Annotated in this window: 17 protein-coding genes; 7 read left to right on the forward strand and 10 right to left on the reverse strand. The window is 64.2% G+C overall.

All coding sequences use genetic code 11. The annotated features are described in order from the left end of the window. Positions 1 to 310 precede the first annotated feature (310 nt). From cydB to SS05631_RS00880, 7 genes are all read right to left on the reverse strand, one after another. Complete coding sequence (gene cydB, locus SS05631_RS00850; protein WP_037425988.1) at positions 311 to 1,315, reverse strand: cytochrome d ubiquinol oxidase subunit II; 1,005 nt, start codon at positions 1,313 to 1,315, stop codon at positions 311 to 313. Continuing rightward, complete coding sequence (locus SS05631_RS00855) at positions 1,305 to 2,720, reverse strand: cytochrome ubiquinol oxidase subunit I (RefSeq protein ID WP_037425967.1); 1,416 nt, start codon at positions 2,718 to 2,720, stop codon at positions 1,305 to 1,307. Before SS05631_RS00855 ends, cydB begins: the two co-directional genes overlap by 11 nt. 267 nt (positions 2,721 to 2,987) lie before the next feature. Continuing rightward, a complete protein-coding gene (locus SS05631_RS00860) occupies positions 2,988 to 4,157 on the reverse strand; it encodes a M20 aminoacylase family protein (RefSeq protein ID WP_037425965.1) in 1,170 nt (389 codons plus the stop codon). 1 nt (position 4,158) lies between these two features. Beyond that, entirely contained in the window at positions 4,159 to 4,983 is an 825-nt protein-coding gene (locus SS05631_RS00865; protein ID WP_037425963.1) for an ABC transporter permease, read from the reverse strand. After that, complete coding sequence (locus SS05631_RS00870; protein ID WP_037425961.1) at positions 4,980 to 5,705, reverse strand: ABC transporter permease; 726 nt, start codon at positions 5,703 to 5,705, stop codon at positions 4,980 to 4,982. The genes SS05631_RS00865 and SS05631_RS00870 overlap by 4 nt, the downstream gene beginning before the upstream one ends. Before the next feature lie 61 nt (positions 5,706 to 5,766). Then, positions 5,767 to 6,549 carry a transporter substrate-binding domain-containing protein gene (locus SS05631_RS00875; protein WP_037425959.1) on the reverse strand — a complete coding sequence of 261 codons (783 nt, stop codon included), beginning with the start codon at positions 6,547 to 6,549 and terminating at the stop codon, positions 5,767 to 5,769. Positions 6,550 to 6,585: 36 nt separating this feature from the next. After that, positions 6,586 to 7,359 carry an ABC transporter ATP-binding protein gene (locus SS05631_RS00880; RefSeq protein WP_037425985.1) on the reverse strand — a complete coding sequence of 258 codons (774 nt, stop codon included), beginning with the start codon at positions 7,357 to 7,359 and terminating at the stop codon, positions 6,586 to 6,588. Positions 7,360 to 7,625: 266 nt separating this feature from the next. Between SS05631_RS00880 and SS05631_RS00885 the strand changes: the two genes are divergently transcribed. From SS05631_RS00885 to SS05631_RS00915, 7 genes are all read left to right on the forward strand, one after another. Next, positions 7,626 to 8,240: a TetR family transcriptional regulator C-terminal domain-containing protein gene (locus SS05631_RS00885; RefSeq protein ID WP_037425982.1), complete on the forward strand. Its 615-nt coding sequence runs from the start codon at positions 7,626 to 7,628 to the stop codon at positions 8,238 to 8,240. A gap of 18 nt (positions 8,241 to 8,258) precedes the next feature. Beyond that, on the forward strand, positions 8,259 to 9,449 hold the full coding sequence (locus tag SS05631_RS00890; RefSeq protein ID WP_037425957.1) for a pyridoxal phosphate-dependent aminotransferase: 1,191 nt from the start codon (positions 8,259 to 8,261) through the stop codon (positions 9,447 to 9,449). Further along, on the forward strand, positions 9,446 to 11,059 hold the full coding sequence (locus SS05631_RS00895) for a 5-guanidino-2-oxopentanoate decarboxylase (RefSeq protein ID WP_037425955.1): 1,614 nt from the start codon (positions 9,446 to 9,448) through the stop codon (positions 11,057 to 11,059). The genes SS05631_RS00890 and SS05631_RS00895 overlap by 4 nt, the downstream gene beginning before the upstream one ends. Positions 11,060 to 11,215: 156 nt before the next feature. Continuing rightward, positions 11,216 to 11,623 carry a hypothetical protein gene (locus SS05631_RS00900; protein WP_037425953.1) on the forward strand — a complete coding sequence of 136 codons (408 nt, stop codon included), beginning with the start codon at positions 11,216 to 11,218 and terminating at the stop codon, positions 11,621 to 11,623. 98 nt (positions 11,624 to 11,721) lie between these two features. Beyond that, entirely contained in the window at positions 11,722 to 14,256 is a 2,535-nt protein-coding gene (secD, locus tag SS05631_RS00905) for a protein translocase subunit SecD (RefSeq protein ID WP_037425951.1), read from the forward strand. Positions 14,257 to 14,758: 502 nt separating this feature from the next. Beyond that, positions 14,759 to 14,965 (forward strand): hypothetical protein, encoded by a 207-nt coding sequence (locus tag SS05631_RS00910; protein ID WP_037425948.1) that lies wholly within the window; start codon positions 14,759 to 14,761, stop codon positions 14,963 to 14,965. Between the two features lie 268 nt (positions 14,966 to 15,233). Beyond that, the gene (locus SS05631_RS00915) at positions 15,234 to 16,244 is read left to right on the forward strand and encodes a KpsF/GutQ family sugar-phosphate isomerase (protein WP_037425947.1); all 1,011 of its coding nucleotides are present in this window, start codon (positions 15,234 to 15,236) and stop codon (positions 16,242 to 16,244) included. On the opposite strand, the gene SS05631_RS00920 is transcribed toward SS05631_RS00915, so the two are convergent. The 3 genes from SS05631_RS00920 to SS05631_RS00930 form a co-directional block, all read right to left on the reverse strand. Then, the gene (locus SS05631_RS00920; protein ID WP_037425946.1) at positions 16,214 to 17,545 is read right to left on the reverse strand and encodes a capsule biosynthesis protein; all 1,332 of its coding nucleotides are present in this window, start codon (positions 17,543 to 17,545) and stop codon (positions 16,214 to 16,216) included. The two genes, SS05631_RS00915 and SS05631_RS00920, sit on opposite strands and share 31 nt — an antisense overlap. A gap of 1 nt (position 17,546) precedes the next feature. Beyond that, entirely contained in the window at positions 17,547 to 19,142 is a 1,596-nt protein-coding gene (locus SS05631_RS00925) for an LTA synthase family protein (RefSeq protein WP_037425943.1), read from the reverse strand. A 99-nt stretch (positions 19,143 to 19,241) separates the two neighbouring features. Next, on the reverse strand, positions 19,242 to 20,045 hold the full coding sequence (locus SS05631_RS00930) for an SDR family oxidoreductase (RefSeq protein WP_037425941.1): 804 nt from the start codon (positions 20,043 to 20,045) through the stop codon (positions 19,242 to 19,244). Between the last annotated feature and the right edge of the window lie 28 nt (positions 20,046 to 20,073).

Raw genomic sequence — 20,073 nt, forward strand, 5'->3', positions numbered from 1 at the left:
CGCGCCGAACTGCTAGCAAAGCGGACGCCGGCTGAGAAGGGGAAAAACCGCCGCAGCGCCCGTGGCGAGTTGCCTAGCCCGCTGCTTGGTCACCTCGGCAGGCGATCGCTGGGGAGTAGGGTGCGGTCCTGTCTCCGTCGGCGATTGCCTGCCGATGTGTAGGAAGACGGTAGGTCCGCAAGCTTGAGCGGGGCTTTCCCTAATTAGCTGCCGAGCGCGAGCTTAATCGCGAGCCCGACTACGCTCACCGCCGCGACGCCGGCGAACCAGAGCCAGACGAACCAGAGGAGCCGGCGGCCGAGCGCGCCCATCAGTGATAGCCCTCTTCCGGATCGACCTTGCCGCGGAACACCCAGTAGGCATAGGCGGTATAGGCAAGAATGATCGGCACCAGCACGAGCGCGCCGACGAGCAGGAAAGCGAGGCTGTCGTTCGGCGCGGCGGCGTCCCAGATGGTGAGCGACGGCGGCACCATATAGGGATAGAAGCTGATGCCGATGCCGATATAGCCGAGCAGGAAGAGGCCGAGGGCGGCGATGAAGGGCTGGCGGTCGTGGCGCTGCTGGATGCCCTTGAGCAGCAGGTAAAGGCAGCCGAGAACGAGCAGCGGCACGATGACACTGAAGATCGCCGTCGGCCAGCCGAACCAGCGCTGCAGATAGACCGGCTCGAGAAATGGCGTCCAGAGGCTGACGATGCCCATGGCCGCCACGGTGGCGAAGGCGCATTTCAGCGCGATGGCGCGAGCACGCTCGGCGAGATCGCCGCGCGTCTTCATGATCAGCCAGGTCGCGCCGAGCAGCGCGTAGCCGATGACGATCGCCGCGCCGGTGACGATCGAGAACGGCGTCAGCCAGTCCCACCAACCGCCGGCATAGGCCCGGTCTTCGACCGGAATCCCCTGGATGAGCGCGCCGAGCGCCAGCCCCTGGGAAAAGGCTGCGAGCGTCGAGCCGCCGGCAAAGGCCCAGTTCCACAAAAACTCGCCGCGTCGCGTGCGCCAGCGATATTCGAAGGCGACGCCGCGGAAGATGAGGCCGAGAAGCATGCCGATGATCGGCGCATAAAGCGCTGGCATGACCGTGGCATAGGCGAGCGGGAAGACGGCCATCAGGCCGCCCCCGCCGAGCACGAGCCATGTCTCGTTACCGTCCCACACCGGTGCCACGGAATTCATCATTACGTCGCGATCGTGCTTCTCCGGGAAGAACGGAAAGAGAATGCCGACGCCGAGATCGAAGCCGTCGAGCACCACATAGGCGAGCACCGCGAAGGCGATAAGCGCGGCCCAGATGAACGGCAGGTCAATGGCCATGCGGGCCTCCATTGGGTCTCGCCGCTGCCGGGCCAGGGGTGACGCCGGCCGTGCGCAGCGGCCCCTCGTCGAGTTCCGGCATGGTATCGCGCGGCAGGCGCGCCATCAGCCGCAGGATGTAGAAGGTGCCGGCGCCGAAGACGAGGAAGTAGACGATGATGAAGGCGACGAGCGACGCGCCGACGGCCGGAGCCTCGATCGGTGACACAGAATTGGCCGTCAGCAGGTGGCCATAGACAGTATAGGGCTGCCGCCCGACCTCGGAAGTGATCCAGCCGGCAAGCACCGCGACAAACCCCGCCGGACCCATTGCCACCGCCATGCGGTGCAGCCAGGCATCGGTGGCGAGTGTGCCACGGTACCGACACCAGAGCGACCAGAGGCCGATCCCGAGCATGGCCAGGCCCATGCCGACCATCACGCGGAACGACCAGAAGACGATGCCGACGGGAGGGTGGAGTTCTTCGGGAATCGAGTCGAGGCCGGCGAACGGTGCATCGAGATCGTGCTTCAGAATGAGGCTCCCGAGTCTTGGCACTTCGATTGCGTAGTCGATGCGCTTCTCCGCTGAATTGGGGATGCCGAAGAGCACCAGCGGGGCACCGTCGGGATGGCTGTGATAGTGACCCTCCATCGCCATGATCTTGGCCGGCTGATGCTCGAGCGTATTGAGGCCGTGCAGGTCGCCGGCGAGAATCTGGATAGGTGCGACGATCGCTGCCATCCACATCGCCATCGAGAACATCGTCCGGGCACGCCGAGGCGCAGTGTGGCGCAACAGATGCCAAGCGCCGCAGGCGCCGACGACGAACGCCGTCGTCAGATAGGCGGCGAGCACCATATGCACGAGCCGGTAGGGGAAGGACGGATTGAAGATGATTGCCCACCAGTCGACCGGAATGAATTGTCCGGCTTCGTTCATTGCAAAGCCCGCCGGGGTCTGCATCCAGGAGTTCGCGGACAAGATCCAGGTGGCCGAGATCAGCGTGCCGAGCGCGACCATGGCGGTTGCGAAAAAATGCAGTCTCGGACCGACCCGGTTGAGGCCGAACAGCATGATGCCCAGGAAGCCTGCCTCGAGGAAGAAGGCCGTCAGGACCTCGTACCCCATCAGCGGTCCGATGATCGGGCCCGCCTTGTCCGAGAACACGCTCCAGTTGGTGCCGAACTGATAGGACATGACGATGCCCGAGACGACGCCCATGCCGAAGGCGACGGCGAAAATCGTCTTCCAGAAGTTGAAGAGCTCGAGATAGACCTCGTCCTTCTTCCAAAGCCACAGCGCCTCGAGAACCGCGAGATAGCTCGCGAGTCCTATGGAAAAGGCGGGAAAGATGATGTGAAACGAGACCGTGAAGGCGAACTGAATGCGCGCAAGCACTGTCGCATCGAAGGCTTCAAACACGGGGCGCGATCCTTTCAGCCCGGGCGGTGAGGGCGGAGGTGCAGGAGCCCTTGCATCCCGCACGATCATTCATTCGCTCATCGAGCGGCGGCTCGACTTCATCGTGTGATTGAATTTGATGCAGAATTGCCAAAGGTCAATAACGGGCAGCCCGCCACGTTGTCACACTGCAGCAATGTTTCGCCTGTGGCATTTTGGACCATCTTTTTCGTGCATGTCGTTGTTCCAAAACCCCATGCACACTTTTGGGCGACATGCGCTGGAGGACTACGGTCGCGCCAGATAGGCCTCGGCGAGCTCTGTCCAGAAGGCCGCGCCGATCGGCAGCAGGTCGTCGTTGAAATTGTAGCCCGGGTGGTGGAGCGGCTTTTCCTCGCCGGTCATCCGCGACCCGAGGAAGAAATAGGTCCCCGGCCTCTCCTTGAGCATATAGGCGAAGTCCTCGCTGCCCATATAGGGGCGGGCGAGATCGACGACCTTGTCTGCCCCGGCGAAGCGGATCGCGAGGTCGCGGACGAAATCCGTCTCCGCCTTGTGGTTGATCGTCGCATCGTAGCTTCGCTGGTAGTCGACGGTCGCTCGCATGCCGAAGCTTGCCGCCTGTGCTTCGGCGATCATCCGGATTCGGCGCTCCAGTTCGTCGCGAACGGATGGATCGAAGGAGCGGATGCCGACGACGATCTCCGCCCGTTCCGGAATGATGTTGCTCGCCGAACCCGCGTGGAAGGCGCCGACGGTGACGACGGTCGGGTACATCGGATGGATGTTGCGCGACACGATGGTCTGCAGAGCCACGACGATGCTGGCGCCGCAGACGATCGGGTCGGCCGTCTCCTGCGGTTCGGCACCATGACCGCCGCGGCCGTGAACGGTGATCCGTGCCTCGTCGACGGCGGCCCCGATCGGACCCTCGCGCAATGCAAACTGCCCGAAGGGGAGATTCGGCGCGTTGTGAAGCGCGAAAACGGCGTCGCATGGGAACTTCTCGAACAGACCTTCGTCGATCATGATCTTCGCACCGCCGAAATTCTCTTCGGCCGGCTGGAAGATGAGGTGGACGGTGCCGTTGAAATTTTTTCGTTCGGCAAGCGCCCGGGCGGCGCCGAGCAGCATCGCCGTGTGGCCGTCGTGGCCGCAGGCATGCATCAGTCCCGGCGTCTTGCTGGCATAGTCGAGGCCGGTTTCCTCATGGATCGGCAAGGCGTCGATATCGGCGCGGATGCCGATCGAACGGGGGCCGCTGCCATTCCTGAGCGTGCCGACGACGCCGGTTTTCGCCAGTCCCGTCGCCACCTCGTAGCCGAGCGCTTCGAGATGGCCGGCGATGAAGGCCGACGTGCGGCGTTCTTCCAGCCCGAGTTCCGGATGGGCGTGCAGATCGCGGCGAATGGTGACGAGTTCCGGCAAGGCATTGCTGATCGCAGCGGCAATTTTCATCTCAGGCACCACGGGTGGGAATGCGGTTTTCGAAATAGCGGAAGGCGACGACCAGAATGCCGGTCAGACACATGTAGATGAGCGCCAGCAGGAGCAGCGGCTCGTAGGTGAGATAGGTTTCCTGCCGCACCTTGGAGATCACCGCATAGACGTCGACCACGGTGATGGTGGCGACGAGCGGCGTCGATTTGAGTTGCAGCACGGTCTCGCCGTTGAGCGTCGGCAGCGCCCGATGGACGGCCCGCGGCAGCCAGATGCGCCGGAACTTCGTCCAGCGTCCCATGCCGTAGGCGCGAGCCGCCTCCAATTCTCCGCGCGGCACGCCGGCAAAGGCGCCGCGCATCACTTCGCCCTCGTAAGCCGCGAAGGAAAGCGTGAGCGCCGCCACCCCATACGGCCATGCCTCGCGCAAATAGGGCCAGAGGAAGGAATGACGGATCGCCGGGAACTGCGGAAAGAGAGAGCCGAGGCCGTAGTAGAGCAGCCAGAGCTGCAAGAGCAGCGGCGTTCCGCGAATGACGGTACAGAACAGGCGGGCGGGGGCCTTGAGGAACCAGGGGCCCGTCACCTGGACGAGGCCGAGGGGAACGGCGAGCAGGAAGCCGAGGAGTGCGGTGCTGAACAGCATGACCAGGCTGACGAGGATGCCGGAGCCGAGTCTTGGCAAGTAGCGCGGCAGCCAATCCCAACGCATGAAGACGGCGACTGCGACGACGAGGCCGGCGAAGAGGAGCATCAGGACGATGCGATGCGGTTTGAGAAAGTTCTCCGGCTTGGGAAGATCCTCGGGGGCGAGCGCGAGCGCGTGGGTGGTTTCGTCGGTCATCGCTGCTCCGCGAAGCCGCGCCGGGCATGGCGCTCGATGATGCCGATGAAAAGATTGGAGATAAGCGTCAGGGCGAGATAGAGCGCGCCGGCGGCGCAGAAGAACAGGAAATAGGCCTTGGTCGTGCCGGCCGCCTGGCGGGTGACGAGTGTCAGTTCGCTGAAGCCGACGACGGCAAGCAGCGCCGTGTCCTTGGTGGCGATCAGCCAGAGATTGGCAAGGCCGGGTATGGCATAGGGCAGCATCGCGGGGAGCGTAATGCGCCTGAGAACCTTCATCGGCGACATGCCGTAGGCGCGCGCCGCCTCGATCTGCCCGGCGGGCACCGCCTTGATAGCGCCGCGCAGCACCTCTGTCGAATAGGCGCCCTGGACGACGCCGATGACGAAGATGCCGGCTGCCAAGCCGCTGATATCGACGGTGCCGATTCCCATGGCGCCGAGGACCTGGTTCAGGAGGTCGGTGCCGGCATAGTAGAGAAGCAGGATGAGGACGAGCTCGGGCACCGCCCGCACGATGGTCGTATAGCACTCGAGCAGGTCGCGCAGCACCGGCCCGCCATAGAGCTTGCCGAAGGCGCCGCCGACGCCGAGCAGCAGGCCGAGCGCATAGCCGCCGACGGCGATCTCGATCGAATGCAGGAAGCCCTGCAGCAGAACGCCGCCCCAGCCGGGCGCCGCGAGCGCCAGCAGGCTCCAGTTGATGAAGGGTTCCGCGGCCATCGCCACCCAGCTCCTCGAAGATCAAGGGCCGGCAGCGCTGAAGCTGCCGGCCGGCTACGGCCTAGCCGCCGTAGATGTCGAAGTCGAAATACTTCTTCGAGAAGGCGTCGTAGGTGCCGTTGGCCCGGATCGCCTTGATCGCCGCGTTGATCTTGTCCTTGAGTTCGGTCTCGCCCTTGCGCAGCCCGACGCCGACGCCCGGTCCGAGCACGTCGATGTCCTGGGCGACTTCGCCCTTATAATCGCAGCATTCCTTGCCCTGATCGCTCTTCAGGAAGGCGTCGAGAGCGATCGCATCGGCCTGCACCGCATCGAGGCGCCCGGCGGCGAGGTCCTGGTTGGCCTCGTCCTGCGTCTGGTACTCCTTGACCTCCACGCCGGCCGGGGCAAAATGCTTGGTCGCATAAGCCTGGTGCACCGTCGCCACCTGCACGCCGAGCGTCTTGCCGGCGAGCCCTTCCGGCGTCGGCTTGAAGTCCTCGCCCTTGGCGCCGATGATGCCTGTCGGCGTGTTGTAGTATTTGTCGGAGAAGTCGATCGTTTTCAGGCGTTCCGCGGTGATCGACATCGACCCGACGATCAGGTCGATCTTCTTCGACGTCAGCGCCGGGATGATGCCGTCCCAGGCGACGGGGGTGATCACGCAATCAAGCTTCGCCTCGGCGCACATCGCCTTCATGAACTCGATCTCCCAGCCTTCCCAGTTGCCGTTCGCGTCCGGCGAGGTGAAGGGCGGGTAGGGTTCGGCTGCAATGCCGACCTTGACCTGTTCGGCCGAAGCGGCAACGGCGCCGGCGATCGACAGGGCGGCGGCGACCGCCAGGAGCTTCAATGTCTTCTTCATGCTGTTCCCTTTTTTGGTTGTTGAGCATTGCTGAATTCAATGAATCGAACTGATGAACTTCTTCAGCCTTTCGGATTTCGGCGCGCCGAAGATCGCCTCGGGCGGCCCCTGTTCCTCGATGATGCCGTTGTGCAGGAAGACGATATGGTTGGCGACGTCGCGGGCGAACTTCATCTCGTGTGTGACGAGGATCATCGTCCGCTTCTCGCGCGCAAGATCGCCGATCACGGAGAGGACTTCGCCGACGAGCTCCGGGTCGAGCGCCGAAGTCGGTTCGTCGAACAGCATGACCAGCGGCTGGATCGCCAAGGCGCGGGCGATCGCGGCGCGCTGCTGCTGGCCGCCGGAGAGAAAGGCCGGGTAGGCGTCGCGCTTCTCGTATAGTCCGACGCGGTTGAGCAACCTCTCCGCCGTCTCCACTGCCTCGGCTTTGGATTTGCCGAGCACGTGGACCGGAGCTTCGATGACGTTTTCGAGGATCGTCATGTGCTGCCAGAGATTGAAGCTCTGGAAGACCATGCCGAGCTGGGTGCGGATGCGCTGCACCTGCTTGCGGTCGGCGGGAACCAATCCGCCTTTGCCGTCCGGTTTCAGGCGGATTTCTTCGCCATGGACGGAGACCCGTCCGGCCGAGGGCAATTCCAGCATATTGATGCAGCGCAGAAAGGTTGATTTCCCGGAGCCGCTGCCACCGATAATGGCGATCACGTCGCCTTGCCGGGCGTCGAGCGACACACCCTTCAGCACTTCCAATGGCCCGAAACACTTGTGGAGGTCGGTGACCTCGATTGCCTGGGCCGCATCCGTCATCGACAGACGTCTCCGGTCCATCGCAGAGCTTCTCGTGAAGGCATGAAAACAGTTCCCCTGGTCGACTTTTCGTGCAGCATCTTGGGCTTGTCACGCTGTTTCATGAGAGGCATCGTTGCACTTGTGCCGCTATTATTCAAGTGTATAATAACGTCGCCGCTGAATTTTTGGCGCCTCATCTAAGAACGACACCCCCGCAGGAGCCGCGCAATGAGCCTAACCGTCTGGCAGACACCGACGATCGGGCAGAGCGGATGGGAGCGGCCATGAGCCGCCGCAGCTTTCACCGCGCTCCGGAAGGCGAGCGCCGCCAGGAACTGATCGAGGCGACGCTCGACTGCATAGCGGAATTCGGGCTCAAGGGCGCGACGGTCCGGCAGATCGCGGTCCGCGCCGGCGTGACCGCAGGTCTCGTCCGCCATTACTTCGACTCGAAGAATCAGATGGTGGCGGAGGCCTATCGCGCCGTCATTGCCTCGCTCACCGAAAAGGCGAAAAATGTCGAGGGCGACCCGACGACGCGGCTCAAGGACTTCATTGCCATCAACCTCACCGAACCGGTCGCCGACAGCCGCAGCGTCTCGCTCTGGGCCGCCTTCATCAGCCAGGTGCGCGTTGATCCGGTGCTCGCCGAAATCCATCGCGAGGGCTATCTCGCCTTTCGCAACGCGCTCCAGGCTCTGTTGAGCGATTTCCTCGCGGCGAAAGGCAGGCCGGCGGGCCCGGAGGAATGCCGCCGCTACGCGATTGCGGTCAACGGCCTCGTCGACGGGCTGTGGGTGGAAGGCTGTCTTGCCGGCGATCTTTTCCGCGACGGCGAGCTGGTCGGCATCGCCATGGCCTCGGTCGAGGCGCTGCTCGGCCTGCCGTTAGAACAATAACAGACGGGAGAAATCACCATGCGTTACGCGTCGATCACCTCGCGCCTGGCGGATCTTGGCTCCGGCAAATGGTCGCTGCACATCCGGGCGCGGCAGCTGAAGGCGAGCGGCGCTGATCTCATCGAGCTCACCATTGGCGAGCCCGACCTGCCGCCCGACCGTGCCCTGCTCGACGAGTGCCAGCGCGCCATGAATGCCGGGCGCTACCGCTATTCGAACGGCCGCGGCGAGCCCGCCATCGTCGCCGCGCTTGCAGAAAAATACCGTCGCCGCCGTGCCGATGTGACGGCGGCGAACATTCTCTGTTTTCCCGGCACGCAGACGGCGCTTTTCGCCGTCATGCTGGGCTTGGCCGAAGCCGGCGACGGCGTGCTCGTCGGCGATCCGCTCTACGCCACCTACGAAGGCGTCATCCGCGCGACCGGCGCTCATCCGGTCCTGGTGCCGCTGAAACCGGAACACGGCTTTCACATGCGGGCGGAAGATCTGGAACGGGCCGTCACGCCCGACTGCCGCGTCCTGCTTCTGAACACGCCGCACAACCCGACCGGTGCCGTTCTGACCGAAGCGGAAATCGCAGTGATCGGCGAGGTGGCGCGCCGCCACGATCTCTGGATCGTCTGCGACGAGGTCTATGAGGAACTGGTTTTCGATGCCGTCTTCGCATCGCCCTTCGACAATCCGGATCTGGCCGACCGCACCGTGGTCGTCTCGTCCATTTCGAAGTCGCATGCCGCTCCCGGCTTCCGCAGCGGCTGGGCCGTCGGGCCGGGGGAATTCACGGAACGCCTGCTGCCGGTTTCGGAAACGATGCTTTTCGGCCAGCAGCCCTTCATTGCCGACATGACCGCCTATGCGTTGACCCACGAGATCGACACGGCGCGCCAGATGCGCGAGGCTTACAGGCGGCGCGCCGGCCGGATAGCGCTGGCTCTCGCCCGGACGCCGGGCGTCTCGGTTCTGCCGCCGGAGGCCGGAATGTTCGCGCTGATCGACGTCGCCGGAACGGGTCTCTCGGGCGAAGCCTTCGCCTGGGCGCTGCTCGAGGAGGAAAGCGTGGCAGTGATGCCGGGCTCCTCCTTCGGTGAGCAGGCGCAGGATTTCGTCCGGGTGAGCCTGACCGTACCGGATGCGGGGCTCGACGAGGCGTGCCGGCGCATCGCCGCTCTTGCCGAACGCTGCACGGATCGAAGGGAGCGCCGCGCATGAGTGCCGAAATGAAAACCGTCGGCGAGGTGCTCGTCGATCTGCTCGAGGCGAATGGCGTCGAGGTCGTGTTCGGCATTCCCGGCGTTCACACGGTCGAACTCTATCGCGGCCTTTCGGCGTCGAAGATCCGCCATGTGACGCCGCGCCACGAGCAGGGTGCCGGCTTCATGGCCGACGGCTATGCACGCGTCAGCGGCAAGCCGGGCGTGGCGCTGGTCATCACCGGGCCGGGGCTTACCAACACGATCACGGCGATGGCGCAGGCGCGGCAGGATTCGATCCCGATGCTCGTCATTTCCGGCGTCAACCGGCGCGACTCGCTGGGGCATGGCCGCGGCCTGCTGCACGAATTGCCGGACCAGCAAGGCATGATGAAGACCCTGGCGCTCTATTCGCACACGCTCATCAATCCGGCCGACCTGCCGCTTGTCGTCGACCGTGCCTTTGCGGTGCTGCTTTCCGGCCGGCCCGGGCCGGTGCATATCGAGATCCCGACCGATGTGATGGCCGAGCGGATCGAAAGCCGGGAGACAAAGCCGGCGGCGGCGACCCGCCCGCGCTCCGACAGCGAAACCCTGCAGAGGGCGGCGATCCTCTGTGCCGAAGCCGCGCGCCCCGTCATCCTCTGCGGCGGCGGCGCACTGACGGCGGAGGCGGAAGTGCGTGCGCTTGCCGAGCAGATCGGCGCGCCGGTGGTCACGACTGTGAACGCCCGCGGCATGCTGGCCGGTCATCCGCTGCGCGTGCCGGCAAGCCCGAGCCTCAAGTCCGTGCGCGCCTTGCTGCGCGAAGCCGACCTCGTGCTGGCGCTCGGCACCGAAATGGGCCAGACCGACTACGACCTCTATGCGGATGGCGGCTTTCCGGCGCTTCAGAACCTGATCCGAACCGATATCGACGCCGCGCAGCTGGCGCGGGGGCCGCAGGCGGCGCTGTCGATCCTTTCCGGCGCAAGGGCGGCAACGGCGGGTATTCTGGGCTTTCTACCCGGCCACACCGCCGCCAGGGATGGCGCGTCGCGGGCCGATGCGGCGCGCAAGGCGGCCCTGAAAGAACTGACGCCGAAAATGCGGGCCGAGGTCGGTATCATCGAGCTGATCTACAAGGCCCTTCCGGACGGCACGATCGTCGGCGATTCGACCCAAGCAGTCTATGCCGGCAACCTTTATTGCGACGCGCCGCGGCAGCGCGCCTGGTTCAATTCGGCGACCGGCTATGGCTCGCTCGGCTATGCCCCGCCGGCGGCAATCGGCGCGGCGGTTGCCGACCGCGCGAAGCCGGTCGTCTGCCTTGTCGGCGATGGAGGCTTCCAGTTCTCCTTGGCGGAGATCGGCTCGGCGGTCGATGCCGGAGCGAGAGTGATCTTCCTTGTCTGGAACAATGACGGCTATCGGGAGATCGAGTCCCACATGGTCGAGACCGGAGTCACCCCACAAGGTGTGAAGCCGTCGGCGCCGGATTTCCTGCTGACCGCCAAGGCCTATGGCGTCCCGGCCGAGCGGCTGACGGATATCCAGGACTTGCCGCGCGCGCTGGCGGAGGCCGCTTCGCGGCCGGGTCCGTCGCTGATAGAGATCCACCAGGAGAAAACCGCCGGCGCTGGCGGCTGACCGGTGTCAGGCGAGCGCAGATTTGACTTTTGCGGCACGGGATGGTGTTAAGGGCGCCTGCTCGAATCCGGCCATGTTCTTCGACTAGCTTTGTGGGATCGGGCTGAATTTATCTCGCGGGCGCCAAGGTGCCGAGAGAAAGGGATCGCGTCCTCGATGGACCGCTTGGGTGGTGGCAGCAGAAACATGCAGGCCGGCCGGCTTCTTGCCGTGCTGTGGCTGTTCTGCGCTTCCTTTGCCATGCAGGTCATCGCCGTCGGGCAGGGCGTTTCCGGTCGTCTGGGCGCGCAGAGCGGCAGCGTGTCCGCGCCAGACAGCGGATCGCCCGATCGCCCCGCCGCCCGCCAGGTCTCCCGCGCCGTCGCCTTGCCGGAATTGCGCATCGTCGGCGAGCGGTCCGACGGCAAGCTAGCGCTCGGCGGCGATCCGGCCGCGGTCCTTGCGGCCGAAGCGGCGATCCTGCCGATCTATGAAGACATTCGGCTCCTCGTTTTCCCGCGCAAGGAAGGGGCGCCTGGCGCCCGGCATGAGAGCGAGCGCATCCGCGGACCGCCCTCGGCCTAGAATTGCGATTGAGAATTCGGCGGAGGTCCACTCCGGCTCGATGAAACCCAGCCCGATGAGTGCCGCAAGGCGCGTCCGGGCGTTTTTGGAATTTCCACATGCGTACATCCAGATGGGCGGTTCTCGCCTATGTCGCGATCATTATCTTCGGATGCCTCGCGGCGGTGCCGAGCGTTCTGACGCCGGCCATGCGGGAGCAATTCGCTTCCGTGCTTCCCTTCGAGCCGGTCACCCTCGGCCTCGACCTTCGGGGTGGTTCGCACCTCGTGCTCGAGGTCGACGGGGCGGGGCTGCAGAAGGCGCGCCTCAACTCGCTTCTCGACGACACCCGCCGCGTTTTGCGCGGCGAGCGCGTCTCCGCCTCTTCGGCGCGCATCAGCGGCAACAGTGTGACGGTGAACGTCGCGGATCCGGCTGACCGCGAAAAGGTGCTGCCGAAGCTGCAGGAACTCGCCGCACCCGTCGGCACCGTTGGCTTCGGTGGCTCCGCTGCCGAGCTCAACGTGACGACGAATGGCGACGGGATCACGCTCGCCATGACCGAAGCAGGCCTTGCCGACCGTATGACCAAAGCGGTCGAGCAGAGCCTTGAAATCATCCGCAACCGCGTCGACCAGGTCGGCGTCGCCGAGCCGCTGATCCAGCGCATCGGCTCGAACCGCATTCTCGTGCAGCTGCCGGGCCTCCAGGATCCGACTCGGCTGCGCGAACTGCTCGGCTCGACCGCGCAGATGAGCTTCCACATGCTCGACCAGACGGTCGACATCACGCAGCCGGCTCCGCGCGGCGTCGATATCCTGCCAGGCGCCGACGACGGCAACAAATATCCGGTCGAAAGCCGTATCGCCATTTCCGGCGAACGCCTCGAAGATGCGAAGGTCGGCTTCGACCAGCGCACCAACCAGCCGGTCGTGGATTTCGCCTTCGACTCGCTCGGCGCCCGCCAGTTCGCCGACATCACGCGCGAAAATGTCGGCCGTCCCTTTGCCATCGTCCTCGACGGCAAGGTCTTGACGGCGCCGGTCATCAACGAGCCGATCCTCGGCGGCCGCGGCCAGATCAGCGGCAACTTCACGGTGGAGGAGGCAACGGTCCTCTCGGCGCTGCTGCGCTCCGGTGCCCTGCCGGCGCCGCTCACCATAATCGAGGAGCGTTCGGTCGGGCCGAACCTCGGCAGCGATTCGATCCGCATGGGCCTCTATACGGGCCTTGCCGGTTTTGGTCTCGTCGTGACGCTGATGATCGTCCTTTACGGCGCCTGGGGCATGATCGCCAATGTCGGCCTGGTGCTCCACACCATCCTGACGATCGGCGTTCTCGGGCTGATCGGCTCGACGCTGACGCTCCCCGGCATCGCCGGTATCATTCTCGGCATCGGCATGGCCGTCGACGCCAACATCCTCATCAACGCCCGTATCCGAGAAGAGACGGAAGCGGGCGCCGGTGCGATGAAGGCACTCGACGTCGGCTTCAACAAGGCCTATGCGACGATCCTCGACTCCAACGTCACCACGCTTGCCGGCACGGTGCTCCTGTTCTGGCTCGGCAGCGGTCCGGTCCGCGGCTTCGCGGTCACCATGATGCTCGGCATCATCATCTCGATGTTCACCTCGGTCACCGTCGTGCGCCTGCTAATGCGTGAGGTCGTCGTGCGCCGCAAGATGAAGAAGCTGGAGATCCCGTCGCTCTTCGGACGCGTGCCGCATCTGCCGACCTTCTCGTTCATGAAGCGTCGCTATCAAGCGATCGGTTTCTCGGCCTTCCTGTCGATCAGCTCGGTCATCCTGTTCTTCACGCCGGGCCTCAACTACGGCATCGACTTCATCGGCGGCATCCAGGTCGAGGCGGTGTCGAAGGACAAGATCGACCTGCCGACGCTGCGGCACAGCCTCGAAGAGCTTAATCTCGGCGAGGTGGCGCTGCAGGACTTCGGCGGCGGCCAGTCGGTGCTCATCCGTGTCCAGCGTCAGCCCGGTGGCGAACAGGAGCAGACCGCAGCCTTGAGCAAGATCAAGGATGCGGTAACCAAAGCGATCCCGGACTCGACGATGGAGCGGACCGAGGTTGTCGGTCCGACGGTCAGCGGCGAGCTGGCGCGTTCGGGCTTTCTCGCCGTCGGCCTCGCCATGGTGGCGATTCTGCTCTACATCTGGTTCCGCTTCGAATGGCACTTCGCCGTCGGCGCGATCGCCGTGTTGCTGCTCGATATCACCAAGACCGTCGGCTTCTTCGCGCTGATGGGGATCGACTTCAACCTGACGGCGATCGCCGCCCTGCTGACGATGATCGGCTACTCGGTGAACGACAAGGTCGTGGTCTACGACCGCATGCGCGAGAACCTGCGCAAGTACAAGTCGATGCCGTTCTCCGATCTCATCGACATGAGCATCAACCAGGTGATCGCACGATGCATCTTCACCTCGATGGCGACGGCACTTTCGCTGGTGCCGATGGCGATCTGGGGCGGTGAGGCGGTGCGCAGCTTCGCTTGGCCGATGATCTTCGGCGTCATCGTCGCGACGACCTCGTCGATCTATATCGGCGGACCGATCCTGCTGTTCCTCAGCCGTTGGTGGAAGGATCGCGAGGCGAGCCGTTCCGGCGCGCAGCAGCCCGGCGCGCCGGCGGCCTGACGCCGCCGCGCCTGTCGCCTACAAGTCAGGGGCAGCCTCGAGGGGCTGCCCCTTTTTCGTCCGAAAGTGCTGTCTTTATCCGAATCGTCACTTGCAGGCCGATTCGGCGCTACCTAGATAGGAAGCGCTCCTGCAGGGGAGCAACGGGATTGTCTACGGGGCAGGCGGAAGCGAATGGGGAAGAATTATTTTTCGCCATATCGCTTTTGTAGTTGACCAAATTGGTAGATTATTCTAGTTTGCAGACCGTGACGCGGAAGGAGTCCGCCTCACATTGTTCATGAAACGCCGCGGCGCTCTGTGCCGCGCCTAGCCAAAGGAGAGTGACATGTCCAGAATCGTCTCGACCGCCGCCTTCTGCGGCTCTCGTTCCCTTTGTCGTGCAACAGTGAAAGGTCTCATTCGCACGCTTTGCCGAATGTGACCTGTCGAACCTGCCGAATTCACCTATTGCCGAGAATTGAAAATATCCGCGCCCGCTGCGTGGAGGAGCGTTATTCGCATGAACAAGCAAGTTATCGAATATGGCGGAGAAGCCGTTGGTGTCGTGGTCCCGGATCAGGACCGGTTCAAGTTCCTGGCGGTCAAGTATCATGTCTGGGATCTCGACGCGAAGCGCTTCGGCTCTGCCGACGAAGCGCGTGCGGCCATAGGGCACCTGCTGGCCGGCCGGACTGCGCCCAAACCGGAGATCGGCGCGGCGGCGTGATTCTGCGCCGCTGCGCAAGCCATGATCCAAGGCGGAGCGTAAGCAGTCTATTACGGGCGGGCACGCCAAAGCGCGTTTCCTGCCGCCGGACGCGCCTGTGGAAAATCCTGTCCGCCGAGGTGAGCGCTGCGAAAAGTGGCCGGTTTGGGCAATAGACGGCGGAGTGAGGCTTGGTTTGCGGAAGGAAAGGGCTTATCTGGCTCTATATTCCGAGCGAGGACGCGAGAGGCGAACTCGCCGTTATGTCGTTTCTGGACCGGATTTGATTATGGGCTTGCGAAATGTGAAGGCCGAGGGGCATTCCCCTAGTGCCATTCTGGACTCGATCGGCCGGACGCTGACGACGGCGACGAACGGCATCAAGGCGCTCGCCGAGCACCTGGCGGCGGACGCAAACTTTGCGCAAAGCCTCGTCAGTGCCGTCGAGTTGATTGGTGACGGGCATGGCCGCGTCGTCGTTTCCGGCGTCGGCAAGAGCGGCCATATCGGCCGAAAGATCGCCGCCACCTTGGCCTCGACCGGCACCTCCGCCTATTTCGTCCACCCGACCGAGGCAAGCCACGGCGATCTCGGCATGGTCACCTCCGATGACGTGCTGATCCTGCTCTCCTGGTCGGGCGAGACGGCGGAACTCGCCAACATGCTCACCTATGCCAAGCGCTTCAAGGTGCCGATCGTGTCGATCTCGTCGAACCGCGACAGCATCCTGGCGCGCAATTCCGAGATTGCCCTGGTGCTTCCAAGAGTGCCGGAAGCCTGCCCGCACGGGCTGGCACCGACGACCTCGGCCATGCTGCAGCTCGCCGTCGGCGATGCGCTGGCGATTGCGCTCCTGGAGCGGCGCGGCTTTTCCGCCGAGGACTTCAAGACTTTCCATCCAGGCGGCAAGCTCGGCGCCCAGCTGCGGCTCGTGCACGAGCTTGCGCATCAAGCCGACCAGATGCCGCTGCTTGCCATCGGCCGGCCGATGAGCGAGGCGGTCATCGAAATGTCGGCGAAAGGCTTCGGCGTCGTCGGCATCGTCGACGGAGCAGGTGTGCTCGTTGGCGTCATCACCGACGGCGACCTGCGCCGGCACATGGCCGGCGACCTGCTCGGCCAGCCGGTCGAAGACGTCATGTCGCATCATCCGAAGGTGGTCCAGGCAGACCTGCTGGCGAGCGCCGCCATGGAATTCATGCAGGAGCACAAGGTGACGGTGCTGTTCCTCGTCGACGAGGCGGGGATGCCCGAAGGCATCCTGCATATTCACGACCTGTTGCGCGCCGGCGTCGCCTGATCTGAGGCGGCTGCCCTCTTTTCCGGTCTTTGCCGGGGCGGCGGATCGACGAAGGCGCCGGGTTGGTTGACGGTGTTGCGGTGCAGCCGCTCGGCGATGGCCTTGGCGCCGGCATCAGTCCCGGCGTCGGAGTAGAAGTTGCCGCGAACCTGGATCGAGGCCGCCATCAGCCGGAACATTGCCGTGCTCAGCTCCGAATCGGGCGGCCGCGGTGCTGTCCAGAACGAATCGAGCGTCTGCTGGTCCGTCAAACCCGCGATGTCGAACACGGCCCTGCCCAGGACTTTCACCGGCTTTCCCTGCTTCAAGGCGTGCAGCCCGGCGGTCGAGTTGACCGTCACCATGCCGGCGCTCTTTTCCGCCAGCAGATCCAGATTTCCGCCGTCGAGATAGATGACGCGCTCGGCCACCCCGAGGGCCGCCGCTTGATGGGCAATGATCCGGCGCCAGGGGATAAGGCTGTTGTCGAGCGGGTGCACCTTGACGGCGAGCTTGTTGGTCGCGGGCGCATGGCGTGCGAAGGAGGCTAAAATATCGGCAATCGCTTCTTTCTGGCTGTTGAAGGGAGAGTGCGCCCGCAATTGGAAATCGGTCTCGAGTTGCAGCGGGTAGACGAAATAAGGCGCGCATGCAGATGTGAGCGAGGCGACCAGCCCGTCTGCGGCTTGCTGGTGGCGCTTGCTTGCAGCCAGGCGTCTTACCCAGCCGGCGTATTCCGCCAGCGGATGAAAGATCGCGTGCCGGCGATAACCCGGAAAAAGAAACCAGAAGAAGACATTCGGTAGATTGTAGAGGAGGTCATAGGCCGCTTCGGCCAGGAAGGTCTGCGTGTGCCGCCGCCGCCAGTCCGGCTCCGGCAACCCAGCCGCCGCTTGCACGATCTGTTCCGGATCGACGGGGAAATGCGAATTGGACGACATGCCGCTTCGCTCGAGCGTCAGCCAGTCGGGCCTGAGATAGCCCATCTCGACGACGAAGACTTCGATCCCAACATGGCGCGCGGCAGCGATTGCGATTCTATGGTAGGGACGCTCCTCGCCGAGAAGGACGAGATCGCTGACGGATTGGCGACGGAGGAATGATTCCACATAGGCGCCCCAATCGGCGAGCGAGCCGCGATAGTTGTGCGCGCCGCCCCGCCGCCAGAAGATCTGGTCGCCCGCATTGAGATTGATGCGCAGGCATGTATGGCCGAAAGCCTCGAGCCGCGTCGCGATCTTGGCGAAGATCGGCGAAGACGGGCCCTGCAGGAACAGGAATGTCCGCCGTGGCTGCTGCTGGATCGTGGTGCCTGCCGTCATGCTATTGCAGCGCGTCCCTGTGCAGATTGGCGTGCTTGAGCAGGGCACGCAGAAGGTTCCACGGGTCCTCGTCCTGCGGCGCTTTGGGCCGGTGATTTGCCGGACGCGCCTTGGCAAGCGGCACGATGAAATAGTCCGTGCGCGGGTCGGGAAAGGGATCGGCGAAGGACTTAAGAAGCGGGGCGTGATCGCCGTAGAAGACGAGCCATACCGGGCGGTCCAGCCTGTCGAGACCGTCGACGAGCTTCCTCAGCGCAGCATCCGACTGCTCCAGGATCGCCAGGTAGATGTCGACCGGGTTCGTAAGCGTTCCGACGCGGCCGGGTTCCCAGGGCCCGTGATTGGCCATTGAGGCAACGAAGAAGAGCCCGCTTTCGTCGTCGGCGAGCTTCCGCGTCTCCTCCAGAACTCTCGCCGTCAGGGCGGCATCGGAAACATACAGTCCGTCTTGCGCGGCATCATGAGCGAAGGCGTCGAGCATGGTCAGCGTGTCGAAGCCAAGCACCGGCATCGCCTTGTGGCGCAGGAAGAAGGTCCGGTCATAGGGATGGATGAAATGCGTGCGCCAGCCGGCGCGCTTTAGCTTTCCCGGCCAGACGACGTCCGCATAATGGGCGGCGCGAAGATAGGGATAGCTCGCATCGACATGGATATCGTCCGGCACGAGGCCGCTCAACACCGCGAATTCGGTGCGCAGCGTATAGCCACCCTCGAAAACATTGCTCAACCGCCCCCACTGCACCGCCTGCTGGCGCAGCCTGTCGATCGCCGGCAGCTTGATCGTATCGACGCCGAAATGCCGCATGTCGATGAAGGATTCCGATTGCCAGACGACGATCAGCGGCGCCTCTTCATGGCCCATCAGTTCATGGACGGCGGCGCGAAGGCGTTCGGAAAGTTCTGCGACGATCTTCTCGCGCTTGACCCCAAGCCAGACGATGAAATGGAAGACCACCGAGCCGAAGGTGCCGAAGCGCACCGTGCTCATCTTGACGTTGACCTTCTTGCCCACCAGCCGCTGCACGAGAGCGGCCGTCGGACGGTTGACCGGGCCGTAGAACAGCAGAAGCCAGGGCCCGGCGGCGACCGCGATCAGCACTAGGACCCAGAACAGCTTGTCGCGCGCCGGCAGGATGCTCGGCTCGAGATACATATAGAGACCCGAGACGCCGAACACGTAGAGGAAGGCGACGATCCAGAACAGGATGTTCAGCGAGGTCGCATAGAAAATGCTCTTGTATTTGAACACGTCGGCGACGAGCGCGATGTCGGAGAAGACCAGCGGCTCGCGGATGAACTTGAACTTCGCCCGGGAGATGCCGGTGAAGATGATGAAGAAGCTCATTACGCCGGCAGCCGCGTAGAGCGGCCTCCAGGAGATCGCGAAGAAGCCGGCAAAGACGAGCGCGATCACTGGCAGTCTGGCCAGCGCATCGATGATATCCTGGTTGCGGCCATGCGGAGAGGCGTTCTTCCGACGCTCGCGTGCGGGCAAGGCGAAGCGGTCGGTGAAGAAGATCACCCCGCAGGACAGCAGGTAACAGCCGAGCGTCAACGCTGCGGGATAGTCGTGCAATTCAAAGGGAAGTAGCGCCAATCCGTTACCTTCGAGCCTTTCCGCACCTCGCCAGCAGGTCTCCGCCCGACACTTAAATGCTAACCACTGCAGGCACAAGCGCGGCAGAGATCTCCACGGTCACCGTCCACGGCAGCGCGCGATCGCCCGGTCGAACCACCAGTTGATCAGCGGCCGAACGGCGGGGCCGAAGCGCCCGAGGAGGAAAAGCGGGAGGCCGAAATAGATCTCGAACCGTCTTTTTTCGACGCCGTCGGCGATCTTCCTGGCAACGGCCTCGGCGCTCCAGGGGCGGACGACACCCATCACCACGCTTGCCTCCGGCGGGCGCTCCGCGATTTCCCGCTCGAACTGCGGCGTTTCCGTATCTGGCGGAAAGCCCACCGATATGTCGACGCCATGGCAGCGCGCTTCGCTGCGCAACGCCTCGGCAAAACCGCGCAGCGCGAATTTCGACGCGCAATAGGCTGTGTAGCCGTAGATGCCGATAAGTCCGGAACCCGAGGAAATCATCACGATGTGACCGCTGCCCCGCTGCGCCATGTCCGGATAGACGGCGCGTACCGCGTTGACGGTGCCGGAAAAATTCGTGTCCATCTGGCGGCGGAAGGCCTCGCTCGACGCTTCCAGAAACGGCGCCGGTTCGACAATGCCTGCGGAGGTCACGAGAATGTCGCAGGGGCCCAGCGCCTCGACGCAGCGGCCGATCGCCGAGTCGATTTTGGCCTCGTTCGCGACATCGGCGGTTTCGATGTGAATGTCGGCGGCCTTAGCGCCATGCTTGGCAACGAGCTTCTCAGCCGCGAGCTCCAGGAGATTGCGCGAGCGCGCAATGAGCGACAGCCGCGCGCCGCGGCTCGCATAAAGCGCCGCGAGTGCCAGGCCGATTCCGCTGGAGCCGCCGGTTATGATCACATGGGTCATGCAGCAACCTGCCTGGCGCCGCGGCTCG

The organism is Sinorhizobium sp. CCBAU 05631, assembly GCF_002288505.1.
Classification (GTDB): Bacteria; Pseudomonadota; Alphaproteobacteria; order Rhizobiales; family Rhizobiaceae; genus Sinorhizobium; species Sinorhizobium fredii_C.

Excerpts from the sequence above, each read along its gene's own strand:
- cydB (WP_037425988.1), bottom strand. The coding sequence starts at position 1,315 with ATGGCCATTGACCTGCCGTTCATCTGGGCCGCGCTTATCGCCTTCGCG.
- SS05631_RS00860 (WP_037425965.1), bottom strand. The coding sequence starts at position 4,157 with ATGAAAATTGCCGCTGCGATCAGCAATGCCTTGCCGGAACTCGTCACC.
- SS05631_RS00865 (WP_037425963.1), bottom strand. The coding sequence starts at position 4,983 with ATGACCGACGAAACCACCCACGCGCTCGCGCTCGCCCCCGAGGATCTT.
- SS05631_RS00870 (WP_037425961.1), bottom strand. The coding sequence starts at position 5,705 with ATGGCCGCGGAACCCTTCATCAACTGGAGCCTGCTGGCGCTCGCGGCG.
- SS05631_RS00875 (WP_037425959.1), bottom strand. The coding sequence starts at position 6,549 with ATGAAGAAGACATTGAAGCTCCTGGCGGTCGCCGCCGCCCTGTCGATC.
- SS05631_RS00880 (WP_037425985.1), bottom strand. The coding sequence starts at position 7,359 with ATGACGGATGCGGCCCAGGCAATCGAGGTCACCGACCTCCACAAGTGT.
- SS05631_RS00885 (WP_037425982.1), top strand. The coding sequence starts at position 7,626 with ATGAGCCGCCGCAGCTTTCACCGCGCTCCGGAAGGCGAGCGCCGCCAG.
- SS05631_RS00890 (WP_037425957.1), top strand. The coding sequence starts at position 8,259 with ATGCGTTACGCGTCGATCACCTCGCGCCTGGCGGATCTTGGCTCCGGC.
- SS05631_RS00895 (WP_037425955.1), top strand. The coding sequence starts at position 9,446 with ATGAGTGCCGAAATGAAAACCGTCGGCGAGGTGCTCGTCGATCTGCTC.
- SS05631_RS00900 (WP_037425953.1), top strand. The coding sequence starts at position 11,216 with ATGGACCGCTTGGGTGGTGGCAGCAGAAACATGCAGGCCGGCCGGCTT.
- secD (WP_037425951.1), top strand. The coding sequence starts at position 11,722 with ATGCGTACATCCAGATGGGCGGTTCTCGCCTATGTCGCGATCATTATC.
- SS05631_RS00910 (WP_037425948.1), top strand. The coding sequence starts at position 14,759 with ATGAACAAGCAAGTTATCGAATATGGCGGAGAAGCCGTTGGTGTCGTG.
- SS05631_RS00915 (WP_037425947.1), top strand. The coding sequence starts at position 15,234 with ATGGGCTTGCGAAATGTGAAGGCCGAGGGGCATTCCCCTAGTGCCATT.
- SS05631_RS00920 (WP_037425946.1), bottom strand. The coding sequence starts at position 17,545 with ATGACGGCAGGCACCACGATCCAGCAGCAGCCACGGCGGACATTCCTG.
- SS05631_RS00930 (WP_037425941.1), bottom strand. The coding sequence starts at position 20,045 with ATGACCCATGTGATCATAACCGGCGGCTCCAGCGGAATCGGCCTGGCA.